The organism is Planomicrobium soli, from assembly GCF_003014655.1.
Lineage (GTDB): Bacteria > Bacillota > Bacilli > Bacillales_A > Planococcaceae > Planococcus > Planococcus soli_B.
In genome coordinates, this window is sequence record NZ_PYAT01000003.1 from 210,694 (window position 1) to 230,763 (window position 20,070).

At 48.0% G+C, this 20,070-nt stretch carries 18 protein-coding genes; 3 read left to right on the forward strand and 15 right to left on the reverse strand.

Translation table 11 applies throughout. The features are described from left to right. Positions 1–83: 83 nt before the first annotated feature. The 5 genes from B0H99_RS05295 to B0H99_RS05320 all read right to left on the reverse strand — a co-directional run bounded on the left by B0H99_RS05295 (position 84) and on the right by B0H99_RS05320 (position 6,071). Positions 84–1,364 (reverse strand): Y-family DNA polymerase, encoded by a 1,281-nt coding sequence (locus tag B0H99_RS05295; protein WP_106532599.1) that lies wholly within the window; start codon positions 1,362–1,364, stop codon positions 84–86. 364 nt (positions 1,365–1,728) lie between these two features. Continuing rightward, complete coding sequence (gene argH, locus B0H99_RS05305) at positions 1,729–3,105, reverse strand: argininosuccinate lyase (RefSeq protein WP_106532601.1); 1,377 nt, start codon at positions 3,103–3,105, stop codon at positions 1,729–1,731. Next, positions 3,102–4,325, reverse strand: coding sequence for an argininosuccinate synthase (locus B0H99_RS05310; RefSeq protein ID WP_106532602.1), 1,224 nt, complete (start codon positions 4,323–4,325; stop codon positions 3,102–3,104). The genes argH and B0H99_RS05310 overlap by 4 nt, the downstream gene beginning before the upstream one ends. 128 nt (positions 4,326–4,453) lie before the next feature. Further along, positions 4,454–5,005, reverse strand: a complete 552-nt coding sequence (locus B0H99_RS05315) for a DUF3221 domain-containing protein (protein WP_106532603.1) — start codon at positions 5,003–5,005, stop codon at positions 4,454–4,456. Between the two features lie 118 nt (positions 5,006–5,123). After that, the gene (locus B0H99_RS05320) at positions 5,124–6,071 is read right to left on the reverse strand and encodes an MBL fold metallo-hydrolase (RefSeq protein WP_106532604.1); all 948 of its coding nucleotides are present in this window, start codon (positions 6,069–6,071) and stop codon (positions 5,124–5,126) included. A 498-nt stretch (positions 6,072–6,569) separates the two neighbouring features. Here B0H99_RS05320 and proC point away from each other — a divergent pair, with 498 nt between their 5' ends. After that, on the forward strand, positions 6,570–7,373 hold the full coding sequence (gene proC, locus B0H99_RS05325) for a pyrroline-5-carboxylate reductase (protein ID WP_106532605.1): 804 nt from the start codon (positions 6,570–6,572) through the stop codon (positions 7,371–7,373). Positions 7,374–7,418: 45 nt separating this feature from the next. Continuing rightward, complete coding sequence (gene namA, locus B0H99_RS05330; protein ID WP_106532606.1) at positions 7,419–8,435, forward strand: NADPH dehydrogenase NamA; 1,017 nt, start codon at positions 7,419–7,421, stop codon at positions 8,433–8,435. Between the two features lie 401 nt (positions 8,436–8,836). Here the strand turns inward: namA and rnz are convergent, their stop codons facing one another. The 6 genes from rnz to mce all read right to left on the reverse strand — a co-directional run bounded on the left by rnz (position 8,837) and on the right by mce (position 15,019). Beyond that, positions 8,837–9,781 carry a ribonuclease Z gene (gene rnz, locus B0H99_RS05335; RefSeq protein ID WP_106532607.1) on the reverse strand — a complete coding sequence of 315 codons (945 nt, stop codon included), beginning with the start codon at positions 9,779–9,781 and terminating at the stop codon, positions 8,837–8,839. Between the two features lie 7 nt (positions 9,782–9,788). Beyond that, positions 9,789–11,033 (reverse strand): DNA polymerase IV, encoded by a 1,245-nt coding sequence (locus B0H99_RS05340; RefSeq protein ID WP_106532759.1) that lies wholly within the window; start codon positions 11,031–11,033, stop codon positions 9,789–9,791. A 121-nt stretch (positions 11,034–11,154) separates the two neighbouring features. After that, complete coding sequence (locus B0H99_RS05345) at positions 11,155–11,691, reverse strand: CAP domain-containing protein (RefSeq protein WP_425440377.1); 537 nt, start codon at positions 11,689–11,691, stop codon at positions 11,155–11,157. A gap of 237 nt (positions 11,692–11,928) precedes the next feature. Next, positions 11,929–13,047, reverse strand: coding sequence for a M20/M25/M40 family metallo-hydrolase (locus B0H99_RS05350; RefSeq protein WP_106532608.1), 1,119 nt, complete (start codon positions 13,045–13,047; stop codon positions 11,929–11,931). 15 nt (positions 13,048–13,062) lie between these two features. Beyond that, positions 13,063–14,604 (reverse strand): acyl-CoA carboxylase subunit beta, encoded by a 1,542-nt coding sequence (locus tag B0H99_RS05355; RefSeq protein ID WP_106532609.1) that lies wholly within the window; start codon positions 14,602–14,604, stop codon positions 13,063–13,065. Positions 14,605–14,620: 16 nt separating this feature from the next. Next, entirely contained in the window at positions 14,621–15,019 is a 399-nt protein-coding gene (gene mce, locus B0H99_RS05360; protein WP_106532610.1) for a methylmalonyl-CoA epimerase, read from the reverse strand. A 168-nt stretch (positions 15,020–15,187) separates the two neighbouring features. Here mce and prli42 point away from each other — a divergent pair, with 168 nt between their 5' ends. Then, entirely contained in the window at positions 15,188–15,283 is a 96-nt protein-coding gene (gene prli42 / locus B0H99_RS17780; protein ID WP_181313581.1) for a stressosome-associated protein Prli42, read from the forward strand. A gap of 27 nt (positions 15,284–15,310) precedes the next feature. On the opposite strand, the gene B0H99_RS05370 is transcribed toward prli42, so the two are convergent. From B0H99_RS05370 to scpA, 4 genes are all read right to left on the reverse strand, one after another. Continuing rightward, a complete protein-coding gene (locus tag B0H99_RS05370) occupies positions 15,311–16,294 on the reverse strand; it encodes an aromatic acid exporter family protein (RefSeq protein ID WP_106532612.1) in 984 nt (327 codons plus the stop codon). A 54-nt stretch (positions 16,295–16,348) separates the two neighbouring features. After that, positions 16,349–16,789: a BrxA/BrxB family bacilliredoxin gene (locus tag B0H99_RS05375; protein ID WP_106532613.1), complete on the reverse strand. Its 441-nt coding sequence runs from the start codon at positions 16,787–16,789 to the stop codon at positions 16,349–16,351. A gap of 66 nt (positions 16,790–16,855) precedes the next feature. Next, positions 16,856–17,923, reverse strand: a complete 1,068-nt coding sequence (meaB, locus tag B0H99_RS05380) for a methylmalonyl Co-A mutase-associated GTPase MeaB (protein ID WP_106532614.1) — start codon at positions 17,921–17,923, stop codon at positions 16,856–16,858. Continuing rightward, positions 17,923–20,070, reverse strand: a complete 2,148-nt coding sequence (scpA, locus tag B0H99_RS05385) for a methylmalonyl-CoA mutase (RefSeq protein ID WP_106532615.1) — start codon at positions 20,068–20,070, stop codon at positions 17,923–17,925. Before scpA ends, meaB begins: the two co-directional genes overlap by 1 nt.

The following is a 20,070-nucleotide window of genomic DNA, read 5'->3' on the forward strand; positions in this document are numbered from 1 at the left end:
CTGTAATGTATGTATTCAATTCTGTTTTATTCTACCAAATATTGTGCTATGAAAAAAGAAAATAATTCGAGTTTTGAAATAAATCAGTCTTCTGACCGAGTCTTGGCTTTCCCGGACTTGTGCCCGCCAATCAAATTGGCGCGTTCACGTGCAGTTCCCGCTTCGGTGTAGGAAACGGCGCGGAGCACTGCGGTCGGTCCGTATTTTTCGCGCATGGCGTCCATTGCCGCGCCGAGTTTGCGGGTCTGCCATTTGCGCTGTTCGAACAAACTGAGCTGCATGCTCGTCTCGTCTTCCAATTTCGATAAGACAATGGCAAGCTTTCTCGCTGGGCGGCCGTCGTAAAATTCCGCAAGCAGTTCTTTACAGACCGCATAGATTTTCATCGTATCGTTCGTCGCTTCATCTACCGTCCGGGACCGGTGGAAACCGCCGCCGAAAGCATGCATGCTGTAGCTGACTGACAGCGACACGGTACGTCCTGCTTTTTCGGCTAAGCGGGCACGACGTGCTACATCTTCGGCCATCTCGAGGAGAACTGTTAAAATTTCCGCAGCTGTCGTATAGTCGCGGTAAAGGACCTGCCCTTTGCCAATGCTTTCCTGCCCTTCAACAAGCTCCGAGCCGAGATCGGACAGATCGATGCCCCAGGCATGATGATACAATTGGTTTCCAAGAATTCCGAACGTCTCCTCTAAGCGGGCCAAGTCACTTCTTGCCAAATCGCCGACTGAAAAAATGCCCATATTGTTCAATGTTTTTTCAAGACGCGAACCGATGCCCCACATTTTGCTTAGCGGCGCCACCGGCCACAGCTTTTCTGGCACTTCGCTGTATTTCCACTCCGCAAATCCCGTTTTTTTGGCATCGAGATCAAGCGCCAGTTTTGCCATCAGCATATTCGGCCCTAAACCGATCGCCGAAGGCAGCGAGAATTGCCGAACGATATCGTCCTGCAGATGCGAGATGATCGCTCTTGGCGTCCCCCACAATTTCTCTGTTCCGCTCAGATCAACAAAACTTTCATCGATGCTGTATACGTGGATCGCCTCGGCTGGCACATACTCTCTTAAGAGCCGAGTGATTTCCATAGACACCCGCATAAAGAAATCCATCTTCGGCTCAATTTTCAGAATGCGGGGATCGTCCGGAATTTCAAAAAGCCGGGTGCCCGTACGGACGCCAAATTCCTTTTTCAACATGGGAGATGCAGCCAGCACTACGCTCCCTTTTTGTTCTTGATTGCCGATAATTGCGATACAGGCTTCTAACGGATCAAGCCTCAAATCAACAGCTGCGCAGCTCGCGTAAAAACTGCGCATATCCAAACAGATAATGGGCCGTTCTTCCAATCCTTCATGCATGATACTTCCTCCTCACCCATTAACTACTTTCTTACATAAGGATATACGAACACTTGTTCTTAATCAATAACCGTTTCTGGTTCCGGCTAAACCGGAGAACACGAGTTGTTCGGCCAATCCGGAAAATAAGATTGCTATAAGAAGAAAGATTTCTCGCATTATAAAAGCTTTTCTGTTGTTCCAGAAAGCAAAAAAGCCTTTCGGAAGACAAAGTTTTTCGCAAAGAGAAAAGCCGAATTCCCTCAGCAAGGGAATTCGGCTCTAAAGGCAAGCGAAAAAAGTTCGCTAAAAACATCTTCTGGAAAGAAAACCATAAAAAAACCGGTTTTCCTAAGGGGGAAGGAAAACCGGATTCAAAATGGACTTAGTGCCCGAGAAGTTGCTTGGCGAGTCCGAGTTGTTTGCGTACTTGGTCAAATCCTGTGCCGCCGAGTGAATTGCGGCGCTTGACTGCCGTTGCAGGCATCAAGGTTTCATAGATGTCTTCTTCAATAAGCGAGCTCGCTTCTTGAAGATCGGCAAGCGGCAAGTCCCTTAAGAAATAACCGCGCTGAATGCATGTATAAACGAGTTTTCCGGTGACGTCATGCGCCTCGCGGAACGGCATGCCTTTGGCAGCCAAGTAATCGGCGAGCTCCGTCGCATTTGAAAAATCCGAATGGACCGCCTTTTCCATGGAGTCGGTACGGACGGTCATGGTACGGACCATGCCTTCAAAGATAGGCAGCGATCCTGCAAGCGTCTCCACGGTGTCGAACATGCCTTCCTTGTCTTCCTGCATATCCTTGTTATAGGCGAGCGGCAATCCTTTCAGTGTTGTCAGCAAACCAAAGAGGTTGCCGTATACACGGCCAGTTTTGCCGCGGATCAGTTCGGCCATATCCGGATTTTTCTTTTGCGGCATGATGCTCGAGCCGGTTGAAAACGTATCATCAAGCTCGATAAAGCGGAATTCTTCGCTTGACCAGAGAATAATTTCCTCGGCAAAACGCGACATGTGCATCATCAGCATCGACGCATTGCTCAGAAATTCGACGATAAAGTCACGGTCGCTGACGGCATCCAGGCTGTTTTCGTAAACGCCTGAAAACCCGAGAAAGCTTGCCGCAAGTTCACGGTCGATCGGAAATGTCGTACCGGACATGGCGCCTGCACCGAGCGGCGATAAATCGATGCGCTTGATCGATTCAGACAAGCGGGCTTTATCGCGCTCGAGCATCCAGAAATAAGTCAACAAATGATGTCCGAACGATATCGGCTGCGCGCGCTGCAAATGCGTATAGCCGGGAACGATCGTATCCACATGCGCTTCGGCCTGCTCGACAATCGCCCCTTGGAAAGCGGCTACCGCTTCAATGATTTCCTTTACGCGGTTTTTCAAATACAAATGCATATCCGTCGCCACTTGGTCATTGCGGCTTCTGGCAGTATGAAGCTTGCCGCCGACTGGGCCGATTTCGTCGATCAGCAGCTTTTCCAGATTTAGATGGATGTCTTCGTTCGCCACGCTGAATTCCAGTTCTCCGGCTTGCGCTTTTTCTTTCAGCGTCGACAGACCGGATAAAATAAGCGCAGCTTCTTGTTCAGATAGGATATGGCAAGCTGACAGCATTTTCACATGTGCCGTACTGCCTTCCAAATCTTCCATTACCAATTGCTGGTCAAATGAAATCGATGCCCCGAATTCATCCACCCATTGTTCGGCCGACTTCTGGAAACGGCCTCCCCACAATTTGGTCATAGTTTCACCTGTTCTTTTTCAACTGGAAGTTCTTTTTTATTGACCATTGAGTTGACAACTGTCGGAAGGCCCCATAGTTCGATAAAGCCGACAGCAGAAGAATGGTTAAAAGTGTCCTCTGTTGAATAAGTCGCCAATTGCTCGCTGTAAAGGGAATTAGGTGATTTACGCCCCTCGATGATGGCATGGCCTTTAAACAGTTTCACACGGACCGTACCGTTGACGAAGACTTGAGTTTCTTTCAGGAAGGCTTCAAGCGCGATGCGCAGCGGCGAGAACCATAAACCTTCATAAATCAATTCCGTCAGTTTCTTTTCAATGACCGGCTTGAAATGCGCCATTTCTTTTACCAATGTGATATCTTCCAATTCTTTATGTGCCGCAATCAACGTCATCGCTGCTGGCGCTTCGTAGATTTCACGGGATTTGATGCCGACCAAACGGTTCTCGACATGGTCGATTCTTCCAACGCCGTGCTTTCCGGCAATTTCATTCAATTCCAGAATCAGTTTTGCAAATGTATAAGAAACGCCGTTCAATTGAGTCGGCACTCCGTTCACAAATTCAATCTCTACAATATCCGGTGTGTTTGGTGTGTTTTCAAGTGCATTTGTCACATCGTATGCTTCTTCAGGCGGTGCTGCCCACGGATCTTCCAAGACGCCACACTCGTTTGCACGGCCCCATAGGTTTTGATCAATAGAAAACGGGCTGTCCAAATTTACCGGAATCGGCACATTATGTTCTTTCGCATATGCGATTTCCTCGTCACGCGACCATGCCCAAGCACGGACCGGGGCAACCACTTCAAGATTCGGATTCAATGATTTGATCGACACTTCAAAACGCACTTGGTCATTGCCTTTTCCGGTACAGCCGTGCGCTACAGCCGTCGATCCGGTTTCTTCAGCAATCTCCACCAATTTTTTCGAAATGAGCGGACGCGAGAGCGCCGATACGAGCGGGTATTTGCCTTCATATAGCGTATGTGCCTGCATAGAAATCAAGGCATATTCGTTAGCGAATTCTTCTCTTGCATCGATCATATAGCTTTCAACCGCTCCCACTTGAAGCGCTTTTTGTTTGATGAAGTTTAAATCTTTTCCTTCTCCAATATCAAGGCAGACCGCAACTACGTCATAGCCTTGTCCTTTCAGCCAAGGAATGGCCACTGATGTATCTAGTCCACCTGAGTATGCAAGTACGATTTTTTTATTCATGTATGAATTCCTCCAATGTATTTTTATGCATTAACTAATATTAATATACAAATAATAGCATGCTGTTTATCGAAGTGCAAGGATATTCAATCAAAAAACTGCATAAAAAAAAGCAGCCGAAGCTGCTTTTACTTTCCGCCGATCGTATATTCATGTGTGTCAAGGTCGACCCGTACTTCGGAGACACTGCCAGTTTCCATATTGCTGAATAAAAATCCGATTTCGTTATCACGGACGATGGGCTGCCCCATCATAAGAAGCTTTGATACTTTCTCTTTGTTGATAAAAGCTTGCAGCGCTTCTGAATGCTGTTTTGATTCCTCGTCTAGCAAGATGGTTACCGTTCCTGCCTCGCCTTCCATCGGAAATTTTTCGGCAAGCGGCCCTTTATAGTCGACATTGACTTTCATGCCTGTGCGGATATCGCTGATCTTGGCATCAGAAGTTGAAGAGCCGTCATCCGACTGGACCTTCACAGAGTCAGTAATCTTAAAGTAAATATTGTTTACAAGAATCTGCGAATCGGTCACATGCGTGATGAATCCTTCCTCTGTCATTTCTTTTTGTTCTGCCGCCACTTCTTCTTTTTTCGGCTCTTCTGTTTCAGTCTGCGCCCCTTGGTCGTTCGAGCAGGCAGCAAGCAACAGAAGACTAGCCATCAATACAGTCAATTTCTTCAACTAACCCATTCCTTTTCACGTTATTCTCAGGTGTTTCTATGTTTTCCCCCGCTGTTCCAGACGCGTTTATTGTACCCGTATTATGGAATTGTTGCAATAAAAACAATAGCACAACAACTTATGCTTCAATGTAATAGAAGACGCCATTATCAGCCATCCTCTCGGCAATCAGACCATCTTCCAGCAAATAATCAATCTGGCCGATTGTTTCTGAAAGCGTCAAACCGAGCTCTTTTTCATACGCATAGGGAAACAATTCCTGCGTCAGCTGGTAGACCGTCTTTTCCTGGCCCTTAAGCATGCCCAACACCTTCAAAGCGCGCTGATGCTGCTTTTCCAAACGGGCCGTAATCAATTCGTTCACATTCCGCACTTCTTCCCCGTGGCCACTGTAGATTACATCAATCGGCATCTTCAACATGCGGCCAAGAGCTGCGTTGTATTGAAGCAGCGATCTCGGACGTCCTTCCGACCGGTCAAGCGGCGGCTCGATCAATGGATTGGAAGATACTTTTGCAATCACATGGTCGCCTCCGATCATTTCACGTGTTTCCGGATCCCAAAACGACAAATGGCTCTGCGCATGGCCAAGCGTCTCCATGACATGCCATTCCGGATGCCCGGGAATTACTTCACCTTCATTGATCATCCCATCAAGCGGACGGTTGCCCATCAAATTGAGTGGACGCTTCATTTTTTTCACCCAAAACAACAGCTCTTCCGGAACGCCTTCTTCTTTCAAGCGATCAACGTAAAACGCATCGTGATAATCAAAAAATGCCTGATCGCGGCGCAGCCAAAGATCGTTGTACGGATGGCCATAGAGTTTTGCACGGTCAAAACCGTCAACCCAGCCGGCATGATCGGGATGATGGTGCGTCAACACTACTTGTTCAATGTCTTCCGGTGCAACGTTCACTTCTTTAAGCCCCGCTTTTAAAGCTACCCATGCTTCGGGCGTTTTCGGTCCTGCATCGATAAGAGTCAGCATATCTCCTTTAAGCAAATAAGAGTTAACATCGCCGACTGCAAATGGTGTTGGAATAATTATTTTATGTAAACTCACAATTTCATCTCCTTAAAAAATGAATGGCTATTCATCTATCATACCTTGTATTTATAGCTGCGTCACGTTAAAAGAAGATTTGACAACCAAGCGGCGCCTCTTCTATAATTCATGTACATATCACAAGCGAAGAAAAGGCCAGTACAGATGGTGATGGTGCAAAGAGAGTGCTGCTGCAGCTGAAATGCGCACCCCCGCTCCCGTCTCGAACCTTCTTTTTAGCTGCCGTGCAAACACGGCCGTTGTTCCGCGTTAAGGAAATCGAGCAGTGCCTTTGACAGGCAAACTTAGGTGGTACCGCGGAAACCCAGCGTTTTCGTCCTTGCATAAGCAGGGACGAATGCGCTTTTTTTATTGTTGCGCAAAGCGACTGTTCAGCCCTGATAAATACCGGAGGTCTACTAGTCATAAAGATTATATTGCAAATGGTCGACCGCGGCCTTAAAGGTTAAGAACTCTAGAATTAGCCTTTCCTATCATGAAAAGGATGTGTTGAACATGAAAATTGTCTGTGTCGGTGCCGGTTCCATGGCGGAATCAATGATCCATGGTTGGATCAATAAACGAATTATGCAGCCGGAGGATATTTCGGTTATGAACAAATCAGACTTGGCGCGGCTCCAGTTTTTGCGGGACGAGTACGGCGTCAATATAGTAGAAAGGGAAAAAACGGAACTCCGGCAAGCGGACTTTGTGCTGCTCGCCATGAAACCGAAAGATGTTGCTGCGGCTGTCGGGGCCATCAGGGATCATTTAACCGCCGACACCGTCATTTTATCGGTCGTCGCCGGCGTATCCATTAAAACAATCCAAAAACATGCCGGGCTTTTGCCAATCGCCCGCGCTATGCCGAATACATCTGCAAGAATCGGAAAATCCGCCACAGGTGTTGCCTGGAGCCAACAAGTTACAACCGGCAAGCAGCACGAACTGCGAACGCTCTTGTCATCAATCGGCGGCGTGACCGTCGTCAAGGAACAACAACTGCATGCTGTAACCGCAGTTGCAGGAAGCGGCCCTGCCTACGTCTATTACATGGCTGAAGCAATGGTTGATGCTGCTGTTGCTCAGGGGCTGTCGCTCGCCGACGCCACTAAACTCGTGCGCCAGACGTTTGATGGCGCTGCAGACATGCTGCAGCAAAGCGACTTTGGCGAACTGCGCCAAAAAGTGACCAGCCCGAATGGCACGACAGCCGCCGGAATCGCTGCGCTTGAATCCCTTCAGTTCAAAGAAACGGTCAATGCCTGCGTCAAAGCGGCTGCTGATCGTTCTCAAGAGCTTGGACGAGAGTTCGATTGATTTCTTCTGGTATACTAGAAATCGAGAATTCAAGGAGGGAAACCAATGGCAAAATTGTTTGAACCAATGACTATCAAAGACGTGACGTTTAAAAACCGTATCGTCATGGCACCGATGTGTATGTACCAAAGCGATAAAGAGGACGGCCAAGTGACCGACTGGCACCGGGTACATTATCCAACCCGCGCAGTCGGCCAGATCGGCTTGATCATTGTTGAAGCGACAGCTGTCCAAGCCCAGGGCCGGATTTCCTCACGGGATCTTGGCATTTGGGAAGACAGCCATATAGATGGCCTCTCAGAAATCGTCCGGCTGATGAAAGCCCATGGATCCAAAACAGGCATCCAGCTGGCGCATGCCGGACGCAAGGCCGATATCGAAGGAACAATTTATGCACCTAGCGCGATTGCTTTCAATGAACGCTATCAAACCCCAGTAGAAATGACTGCTGAAGATATCCGCGAAACGGTGCTGGCGTTCAAAGAGGGTGCTGTCCGGTCTAAAAAAGCCGGATTTGATGTGATTGAATTGCACGCTGCCCATGGTTATTTGATCAATCAATTTCTTTCCCCACTGACCAACCAACGGGAAGATGAATACGGCGGTTCTTCAGAAAACCGCTACCGCATTTTGCGGGAAACCATAGATGCTGTTAAAGAAGTATGGGACGGCCCACTATTCGTTCGGGTTTCTGCCCACGACTATACAGAAGGCGGCATGACGCCGGAACATTATATTGAAATGGCACAGTGGATGAAAGAACAAGGCGTCGACTTGATCGATGTCAGCTCGGGTGCTGTTGTGCCAGCCCGGATCCATGCGTTTCCTGGATATCAAGTGCCATTCGCCGAAACTTTGAAAAAAGAAACACCGATTGCGACAGGGGCAGTGGGGCTGATCACCAATCCACAGCATGCTGAGGAGATCCTGCAAAACGACCGTGCAGATATGATTTTCCTGGCACGCGAACTGCTTCGGGATCCTTACTGGGCTTACCGGGCTGCAAAAGAGCTTGGAGCTGAATCCGGTGTTCCTGTGCCATATGAACGAGGATGGGTATAAGCAGTTGCAAAATGAGTGATATTTAGTATACTGAAAGTAACGCAAAAATGCCGGATGCGCGAACATCCGGCGAGCTGTATACCGCCATGAGAGCGGTTGGCTTAGAAATTGGGTTTCAGAAATAACCGTCTTTCCTTACCCGGGGGACGGTTATTTTTTTTTGTCCGCAAGCACTATCATCGAAATGATCAAGCCCAATCCGCTTATAGTCAGGCCGATGCTCATGAACACGAGTTCGAATGTTTCCGATATAGACATACTACCACCCCCTTTCCCGGGGAATGGCCGAACCGCCCTCCTACAGCTGTACCTTTATTTTATCACAAAGGGAACATATGTTCTATTATTTCCATTGTTTTTTTTATATTCACCAGAAAAAGCCATCCAACTGGATGGCCTTCCTATATTTTCCTCATTTCTTGCGTTTGTTTGTTCCACGAAAACTCAGAAAAATCATGGGCTATCGCCGTATCGTAATGAACTTCACGAACTTGGCTCAGCAGTTTTTTTTCATCTTCCGGCAAAAAGCGGGCAGAGATGTGGTTGGCGATCAACAATTTCGCATCTGCCAGGCGAGCCGTCTCGGCCGCTTCCAGTATAGTGGAATGGCCGTATTCGCCAGCCAGTTTTTTCGTTTCTGCATCAAATGTCGCTTCATGGACCAACACATCGGCACCTTTCCCTAACTCGGCTGCAGCTCGGCAAAACCGTGTGTCTCCAAGGATAGAGACGACAAATCCGCGGTCACCCGGTTCTGTCACTTCTTCACTTTTTACAGTCGTGCCGTCTTCAAGCACAACGTCTTTCCCGCTTTTTAATTGTGCAAGCAATGGGCCCTTGGGAACACCAAGTGCTGTCGCTTTTGCAATCTGAAGCTTAGGAGGCAATGGCTTTTGCGTTATGCGATAGCCGTAAGAAGGAATGACATGGTCAAGCAGCGCTGTTTCAACCATCATTTCCTCATCTTCAAAAATAACCCCTTCCATTTGCTCATGAAAGCGAATTGGATATGTTAAATGCGTTCGGCTGACGCGCAGCACGGTTTCTACAAATTCACGGATGCCTGCCGGCCCATACAAATCGAGCGGTTCATCTCCTCCTTGAAAAGAACGGGAACCGAGCAACCCTGGAAGGCCAAAAATATGGTCACCGTGCAAATGCGTAATAAACACCTTTTCGATTTTCCTCGGTTTTATCGTTGTGCGCAGAATTTGATGCTGGGTTGCTTCCCCGCAGTCAAACAGCCAGACAGTGCCGCGTTCTTCCAATAATTTTAAGGCGATAGCCGAAGTGTTGCGCTGTTTGGATGGCATTCCTGCACCGGTCCCCAAAAATAATAACTGCATAGTTCCCCTACTTTCTCTCGTGGTCATCAAGAAAATCCTTGCTGAAACTCGTTTCCGAACCGGTTGTGGACCGTTTCAATTTCGCCTCTTTGGCACCTTTTACAAGAACCCTTTTGCCGAAACGGCTCTCAAGCTTTGACATCAAGTCAAGTATCGGCTCTTCTTTGGCATGTTCCTGAAAATTGAAAAGCGACAATTGCTCAGTCAATTCGCCTTTGTCGGCTACATTTGAAACCGTTACACCAACAAGCCGCAGCGCTTCGCCGTTCCAGTGCTTCGTAAAGAGCTGCCAGGCGGTCCGGTTGATGTCTTCCGCTTTCCATACCGTGTTTTTCAACGTGATGCTGCGCGTCCGGTTTTGCCAGTCGGAGCTTCGTGTCTGGATGGTCACCGTCGGCCCCGCCAATTCTTTCGCTTCTAAACGATTTGCCACTTTTTCACAAAGGCTTAAGATGATGACGCGCAAATTTTCTTCTTCCGTTTCGTCAACCGGCAATGTTGTGGACGTCCCAACACTTTTGGTATCGTAAATCGAGTCCGGATCGACTGCACGGTCATCAATACCGTTCGCCCTTGCTTGAAGCCGCACACCGTTTTTGCCCATCTTTTCCTTGATCAAGCCAGGATTGGCCAGTGCCAGGTCACCGATCGTCTTGATTGCCAGCCCATTCAACTTTGACGCGGTGCTTTCGCCGACGCCATGCATTTCGATTACTGGCAGCGGCCATAACTTTTCACCGATATCGCGTTTCCGCAGAATGGTGATGCCTTGCGGTTTTTTCATATCAGATGCTGTTTTGGCAAGAAACTTATTCGGCGCAATGCCAATCGAACACGGCAAATCAAGTTCTGATAAGATGCGGGTCTGGATTTCCCGAGCAATATCCACTGCATGGCGTTCAACCGCAAGATCCGTCACATCAAGATACCCTTCATCGATTGATACAGGTTCCACCAAACCGGTATAGGAGCGCAAAATATCGAACATTGCTTTGGAAGCGATGCGGTAACGGTCAAAGTTCGGAGGCAACAAGATCAGAGAAGGATATTTGCGCTTTGCTTCATGCACCTGCATCGTCGTGTAAATGCCGTGAGCACGTGCTTCATAAGAACACGTTACAATAATGCCCCGCCGTTCCTGAGGATTTCCAGCAATGGCAATCGCTTTTCCTTTCAGATCCGGATTATGTGATTGCTCGACGGATGCGTAAAAACTGTTCATATCGATATGAAAAATCACTCGGCTTGCCATAGGAATCGCTCCATCATCATTTTCTTCCAGTTTACCATAAGAGGAGCGCTCGATAAAAAGTGAGAACATTCTTCCAGTTCTTATATACATAAAAAAAAGAGGAGCGCAAGGCTCCTCTCGTTTATTTTTGGATAAATTGCTGCGTCCAGTAGTTGCCGGATGCAACGTGGCCCACCCCAATATGCGTGTACCTTTTATTTAGGATATTCGCCCGATGCCCCGGGCTGCTCATCCAGCCTTTCATGACTTCTTGCGGGCTCCGGTATCCCCGGGCGATGTTTTCACCGGCTGCCCTGTATGTAATGCCGAATTTCTTCATCATATCAAATGGGCTGCCGTATGTACCGCTATGGCTCATTTTTTTCAATTTATACATGTCTTCTGATTTTAGTCGGGCAACTTTAGAAAGTTGAGTGTCAACAGCAAGCGCTTTTAGGCCGGCTTTCGCACGTTCCTTATTGACCAACGTCACTATTTCCTTTTCGTAGGCAGACAAAGTATGGGCTGCCACTGCAGCTTTTGCAGAACCGGTTGTTCCAACTGAAGCAACTGTTTCCCGCTGTACGTCATTTCCAGAATAATGGGCTGCTCCCACAGATGTAGTAGCAGGGAATAACAGCGCCACAGATAAAGCTGATGCAATAATCTTTTTGTTCATATCCAGAATTCCACCTATCATTTTTTTAATATAATTTGTCACTAATTTAATATACCATGAATAAATTAATGATACAATGTCAAATTTTCGGTAATAATGAACAAGAAAAGAGCACCTACCGAAGTAGACGCTCTTAGACTATAGACAACCTCTAAAATTAATAAATAAAGTTACCTGGAATCGACCGGGCTGGACACGTTGATAGCACTCTTTAAGCTTCAATCGAAAGCCGGTGTTTTACTGACGTGCGGATTCTTTGACAATTTCGACCAATAGTTGGGCAAGCTTTTCCAGCTCTTCTATCGGCATGCGCTCGTTTTTTGTGTGGATTTCTTCATAGCCGACACAGAGATTAACAGTCGGAATGCCATAACCGTTGAAAATATTGGCATCGCTGCCGCCGCCGCTTGTCAATACCGGTGAGGGCCGGCCGATTTTCGCTGCCGCTCTTTGGGCAATTTTCACCACACGTTCTGTTTCTTCAAAATGAAAGCCCGGATACATCAATTTTACATCGGTCTTAGCCCGCCCGCCAAAACTTTGGGCTACATTTTCAAAAACAGACTCCATATGGGTGGTTTGGTCAGCCAGTTTGTCTTCCCGGATCGAACGGGCTTCTGCTAGGATTGACACTTCGTCGCAGACAATATTGGTTGCCTTTCCGCCTTCGAAACGCCCGATATTGGCGGTTGTTTCTGCGTCAATGCGGCCCAGCGACATTTTCGCAATCGCCTTTGCCGCTATGGTAATCGCCGAAATGCCTTTTTCCGGCGCCACCCCTGCATGAGCTGTTTTGCCGTAGACCGTCGTCCACAATTTCGCTTGATAAGGCGCGGAAGTGACGATGCCGCCCACTTTGCCGTCACTGTCGACTGCATAGCCGTATTTTGCGAAGAGCAAGGAAGGATCCAATTCTTTGGCGCCCGCTAGGCCGCTTTCTTCCCCTGCGGTAATGACAAACTGAATGTCGCCATGTTCGATTTCCTGTTCCTGTATTGTCCGGATCATTTCAAACAGTGCCGCAATCCCCGCTTTATCGTCCGCTCCCAGAATCGTCGTACCGTCCGAATAAACATAGCCGTCACGAACTTCAGGTTTGACGCCGACGCCCGGGACGACAGTATCCATATGGACAGTAAAGTAGATTGCGGCAACATCGGCGGCATTTCCTCTTAACGTTGCAATGATATTATTGGCGCCATGGCCGTTCCGCAAAGAAGAATCATCTTCCGTTACATAGAATCCTAGTGATTCCAGTTTTTCTTTCAAAAATACGGCGATGTCTCCTTCGTTTCTCGTTTCGGAATCAATTTGCACCAATTCCAGAAACTCGTTCAATAAGCGCTCGTTATTCATTTTTTGCACCTCTTCTTATAATGGCATGTTGCCATGCTTTTTCGCAGGACGCACGTCTTTTTTGTTGCGCATCATTTCCAGGGCTTGGATCAGTTTGATGCGCGTTTCCCGCGGATCGATCACATCGTCGACCATTCCGCGCGCCGCAGCCACATATGGATTGGCAAATTTTTCGCGGTATTCTTCAATTTTGGCTGCGCGTGTTTCTTCCGGATTTTCGCTTGCCGCAATTTCACGCGCAAAAATGATGTTGGCTGCCCCTTGCGGTCCCATGACCGCGATTTCTGCATTTGGCCAAGAGTAAACAAGATCCGCGCCGATGGATTTTGAATTGAGCGCCACATATGCGCCTCCGTAAGCTTTACGCAAAATGACCGTCATTTTCGGCACAGTCGCCTCTGAATAGGCATACAGGATTTTCGCCCCGTGGCGAATAATGCCGCCATGTTCTTGCTTGATGCCCGGGAAAAAGCCGGTTACATCTTCAAATGTAATGATCGGGATATTGAATGAATCACAGAACCGGATAAAACGCGCAGCTTTATCAGACGAGTCGATATCAAGTCCGCCTGCCATCACTTTTGGCTGGTTGCACACAAGTCCGACTGACTCCCCTTTGATGCGCGCCAAGCCTATGACGATATTTTTCGCGAATTCCGGCTGCACCTCCATGAAGCTTCCCGCATCCACTACCTGCTCGACCACTTTTCGGACATCATAAGGGCGGATTGCTTCATAAGGCACCACATCCGCCAATTCCGGCCGGTAATCGTCTTCTTCGCCAGCTTCCAGGCGCGGCGGCATTTCCTGATTGTTCTGCGGCAAATAGCCGACCAACTGCCGTACCATATCCAGCACTTCTTGTTCTGATGCTGCGCGGAAATGGGCATTTCCACTGATTGCGGTATGTACTCTCGATCCCCCAAGATCTTCTGAGGAAATCTGTTCCCCGGTCACCGTTTCGATTACTTTGGGCCCGGTTATGAACATTTGGCTTGTTTTATCAACCATGAACACGAAATCGGTAATGGCAGGCGAATAAACCGCGCCTCCCGCTGATGGGCCAAGAATAACCGAAATCTGCGGAATCACCCCAGAATAAATAGAGTTCCGGTAGAAAATATGGCCATAGCCATCAAGCGATAAAACGCCTTCTTGGATCCGAGCCCCGCCTGAATCGTTCAACCCGATAAATGGAGCCCCGTTTTTAGCCGCCATGTCCATGACATTAACAATCTTTTGCGCGTGCATTTCGCCGAGTGCGCCTCCAAAAACGGTAAAATCCTGGGAGAACAAATAAATCGGCCGCCCGTTCACTTTGCCGTATCCCGTCACAACCCCTTCGCCGGGTCCATTAGCCATGCCAAAATCAGTCGTACGATGTTCAACAAACGGATTCAGTTCAACAAACGAACCTTCGTCCACTAACAATTCAATACGCTCACGGGCTGTCAGCTTGCCTTTTTCATGCTGTTTATTGATCCGGTCTTCTCCTCCACCGAGTTCAATTTCACGCTTGCGGTCGTACAATTCGTTGATTTTTTCGTAAATGTCCATTTCCCCACTCCCTCTGCTACTGCTTTTCGCACAATTCGTACAACACGCCATTTGAGGATTTCGGATGCATAAAAGCAACCAATGCGCCCCCAGCACCCCTTTTTGGCTCTTCGTTCAACAGGCGAACGCCTTTTTCACGCAGCTCGGCCATCCGCTCTTCAATTCCTTCCACCCCAAAAGCGATATGATGGATGCCTTCGCCCCTTTTTTCCAAAAATGAAAAGATAGCGCTTTCTTCGTTCATCGGTTCAAGAAGTTCCAACTTGATATTGCCAGCGTCGATAAATGCAACCCGGACATTTTCAGAAGCAACTTCTTCAATTTTCAGCAGCGGACACCCAAGTGTTTCCGTATAATAAGGAAGAACTCCGTTCAAATCCCGGACTGCGATTCCGATATGGTCGACTTTCTTCATCGTGCTTCACTTCCTTTTTCAGCTTCTTCTTCATTGTACCCATTCGCAAATAAAAACTCTAGTTCTACTCGAATATTTGGAAAACGGGTCGCGTTGTTCTTCAGTTCAACCGGCAAATATGGTATGATTTCATCAAGAATACTTGATAAAAAAGGAGTCTTTCCCTCAATGAGAAACAATTTTTTCCGCAAATTCGTCGTTTACGCTATGATCATCTTGATGCTATTGTCCAGCTTGATGATGGGAATCAGCTTTATCCTTTAATTCCATAAATGAAAAAAGACGGCCGATTTAAATTTCGGCCGTCTTTTTGTTGTGGAACCCTTTATAAGATTGCTTGATTTCCAGGTATTTTTCCATTTCCTGAATCACTTCATAGAGCGATGCCATTGCAAAAAAAGTTTCGTAATCTTTAGGGAGCGGCATATTTGCGAAGTCCGCCTTCAAGGATTCGAGCTTGTTCATATAATGGCGTGCAGTGTTGCCAGAATGGATATGTTCACCCAGGTCTTCCAGAAAATCCGCCACAAGTTCAGAATGCCCCACCATGACTGGAAGAGCCGTGATTTTCGGAAGAATGCGCTCAATAATATCAAATTGCTGCTCACGCATATCGAAATAATGGTAATGCTTGTTCTCAAGCCGGGTAACATGATTTTCAACATCCTGATACGCCAGCGCTTTCGCTTCTTTCAATAATTCAGCCGTTTCCACTAGTTCCTTGCCGCTCCAATGGGAATCGCCTTGCCGCAAATAAACTACTATTTCACGGAATATCGCGGAATAAAGCTTTTCTATTTCAAAGCGGTAAGAATCCAGCTTCCGTTCGATGCTCGGCATATACATATTAACGAGCAGCGCTGTACCGAAACCGATCGCCATGAGCATCAATTCGTTGACAAAAAGTGCTCCGGTCAGATTTTTGGAATTATATATATGCATCAATATGACGGAGCTTGAAACAAAGCCTTCCGTAAAGCCAAGCGATACCAATGCCGGGATAAACAACAAGATTAAGAGTCCCAAAACAGCCGGATGGTATGCAAATCCTTCAAAAAAGACAAAAGCAAAGGCGATGGCGATCAAGCTGGCGACAAAACGCGTAAATGCTGCGCGAATGGATTTTTTCTTGGTCGGCTGTATGCAAAGGATGGCCAAAATACCCGCCGACACATAGTAATCGAGCTCGAGCAGTTGGGCAAGCGAAATGGCGACTGTCGCGCCTGCCGCCGTTTTCATCGTTCGATAGCCAATGGAAAAACGCTTTAACTTCATGCTGGCCTCCAATTTTCGATATGAAAAAATGCCCCTTTGAAGGGGCATTTCAACTTAAATTTCTTTGCAATGCTCTTCAAACAACGCTTGGATATGCGTGATGACAGACATAGGATCGTGGCCTTCAATTTCGTGGCGGCCAATTTCGCCCACCATTTTGCCGTCTTTCATAAGAGCGAACGATGGCGAAGATGGAAGATGGTCATCACCGAAAATTGCACGGGCTTGCGCAGTTGCTTCTTTGTCTTGTCCTGCAAAGACTGTATACAAGTTATCAGGGCGTTTGTCGTAATGAATCGCATGGAGTGCTGCTGGACGCGCGATGCCGCCGGCACAACCGCAAACTGAGTTAATCATCACAAGGCTGGTTCCTGTTTTTGAGAAAGCTTCCGTAACTTCTTCAGGTGTTTCAAGCTGTGTATATCCGCCGTCAACCAACTCTTGTCGGGCTGTAGTGACGATATCATTCATTAGAAAATTAAAATCCATTGCCAATTTAACTCACTCCTTATCTAGTACTCTACTAATCATAGCATCCCTTGAAAATACTTGCAAAAAAGCTTACTCAAACAACACAGAAATTGCTTGCGAAACAGTCAATTTGCCTTCGAGCACCTGCTGTTCCAATGTTTTCACTCCGTCACGCTTAGCTGGATCTTCAAAAAAACGGCTGTGCAGTTCATCCGCAATCATCGAACGGAACCAGTCTTTCGTCTGGGACTGGCGCCGTTTTTCCCAGGTGCCGCTTTCTTTTACAGTCTTTTCAAATTGTCTTACGAGTTCCCAAGCTTCCCTGATCCCTGTTTTCTCGATCGAAGAAGCTGCAAGCGCCTCGGTCTTCCATCCGGCGGTTGCCGGCTGAAGAAAATGAAGCATCCCTTTGTATTCCGCAACGGTCTTTTTCGCAAGTTTCGTATTTGCGCCGTCCGCTTTATGGACAACCAACGCATCAGCCAGCTCCAATATCCCTTTTTTCATTCCCTGGAGTTCATCTCCGGCACCTGTCAGCACGAGCAGCAAGAAGATGTCCACCATTCCGCGGACGAGCGTTTCGCTTTGCCCGACCCCGACAGTCTCTACAAGAATGATGTCATAGCCAGCAGCTTCGCACAACAGCATTGTTTCCCGTGTTTTTTTATGGACACCACCGAGCGTGCCAGCTGTCGGAGACGGCCGGATAAAGGCGTTCGGGTTCCGGGCCAGGAGTTCCATCCGGGTTTTATCGCCAAGGATGCTGCCGCCGGTCAACGACGAACTCGGATCGATTGCGAGAACCGCTACCTGGTGGCCAAGGCTTGTAAGCAGTTCGCCAAACGTTTCGATGAAGGTGCTTTTTCCTGCACCAGGCACGCCTGTGATGCCTATGCGAATACTTTTTCCCGTTTCAGGCAAAAGCCGGTTCAATAAATCCTGTCCTTCTTTTTTATGAGAGGGATTTGAACTTTCAAGCAGCGTGATCGCTTTTCCAAGAAACAGCCGAGAGCCACTTTGGACGCCTTCAACAATTTCCGTTATATCGATTTTCTCTTCATTCGGCTTCCTGAATTTCTTCCTTGGAACAGGGCTCATCCCGTCGTGGCTGGATGCAACTCCTTTCATCATATGCCTCGCCGTTTTTTCTTGGTCCATCAGTCCGCCACTTCCTCATAGCCGAGGCGGACGTAAATTTCCTCGATCACTTTCTGGGCTGCCACCGGAATGACCGTACCAGGGCCAAAAATCGCGCTGGCGCCGTTTGAACGAAGAAATTCATAGTCTTGCGCAGGAATGACGCCACCAACGACGATCAATATATCTTCCCGGCCGATTTTTTTAAGTTCTGATGCCAAATCCGGAACTAAAGTCATGTGACCTGCGGCGAGCGAACTGACACCGATTACGTGGACATCGTTTTCTGCTGCCTGTTGCGCCGTCTCAGCCGGCGTCTGGAACAGCGGTCCGATGTCGACATCAAAACCAAGGTCAGCAAAAGCTGTGGCAATAACCTTCGCTCCGCGGTCATGGCCGTCCTGGCCCATTTTTGCTATCAAAATCCGCGGCCGGCGCCCTTCGTTTTCCATAAAGTCTTGAGTCATTTCCTTGACGATTTCAATTTCTTCCTGATTCGAAAAGTTTGAACTGTAAATACCGCTCACGGAACGGATCACCGCCTTATGCCGTCCAGATGCCTCTTCGATAGCATCCGATATCTCGCCGAGGCTTGCCCGGCGGCGAGCTGCTTCCACCGCGCATTCCAAGATGTTTTCTTTTCCTGAAAGCGCCGCTTCTGCCAACCGCGCAAGTGCTTCTGCTACAAGCTTGTCGTCTCGCTCGGCTTTCATCAGTTCCAGCCGCTCGATCTGCTTTTTGCGGACAAGCGTATTATCAATATTCAAAATATCGATCGGGTCTTCCTGGTCGAGCCGGTAGCGGTTAACGCCGATAATCACTTCTTCGTTGGAATCGATCTGAGCCTGCTTTTTCGCAGCCGCTTCTTCGATGCGCATTTTCGGCAATCCGGTTTCGATTGCCTTTGCCATGCCGCCGAGATTTTCGACTTCTTCGATCAATTCCCATGCCTTTTCCATTAGTTCATTGGTCAACGCTTCGACATAATAGGAGCCGCCCCATGGATCGATCACTTTCGTCATGCCGGTTTCTTCTTGCAAAAAGAGCTGCGTATTGCGTGCGATGCGCGCTGAAAAGTCAGTCGGAAGAGCGATTGCTTCATCAAGCGCGTTCGTGTGAAGCGATTGCGTATGGCCCATTGCAGCGGCATTAGCTTCAATGAGTGTCCGCGTAACATTATTGAACGGGTCTTGCTCAGTCAAACTCCAGCCTGACGTTTGCGAATGTGTTCGCAAAGCGAGGGACTTGCTGTTTTTCGGGTCGAACGATTTCATCATTTTCGCCCAGATTTCCCGAGCGGCCCGCATTTTCGCGATTTCCATGAAATAATTCATGCCGATGCCCCAGAAAAACGAAAGCCGCGGCGCGAATTGGTCGATGCCTATTCCGGCAGCAAGCCCTGTGCGGACGTATTCCAACCCATCGGCAAGCGTATACGCAAGTTCAATGTCCGCTGTCGCCCCAGCTTCCTGGATATGATAGCCGGATATGGAAATCGAGTTGAATTTCGGCATATTCTCAGAAGTGAATTGGAAGATGTCCGCGATAATCTTCATCGACATGGCCGGCGGATAGATATACGTATTGCGCACCATGTATTCTTTTAGAATATCGTTTTGAATTGTCCCGGCCAATTGTTCCGGGGCAACACCCTGCTCTTCCGCTGCGACGATGAAAAATGCCATGATCGGCACAACTGCACCATTCATTGTCATTGACACCGACATTTGATCGAGCGGGATGCCGTCGAACAAAATCTTCATATCTTCCACACTGTCTATGGCAACGCCCGCCTTGCCGACATCCCCGACAACCCGTGGGTGATCCGAGTCATATCCACGATGAGTCGCCAAGTCAAACGCCACCGATAAGCCTTTTTGGCCCATGGCGAGATTGCGCCGGTAGAACGCATTGCTTTCTTCAGCGGTAGAAAAACCGGCATATTGGCGGACGGTCCAGGGCCGTGATACATACATCGTCGGATACGGGCCACGGACATTCGGCGCGAAACCCGGCATGCTTTCTTCAAGGAATTCAATATCTTTTTCGGTATATACCGGTTTGATCGGGATGCCTTCATTGGTCATAAACGCTTCTTTAGTTTTTATCCCTTTTTCTTGAATGCTCACTTGCTGTATATCCACTTTGGAAAAATCAGGTTTGGTCAT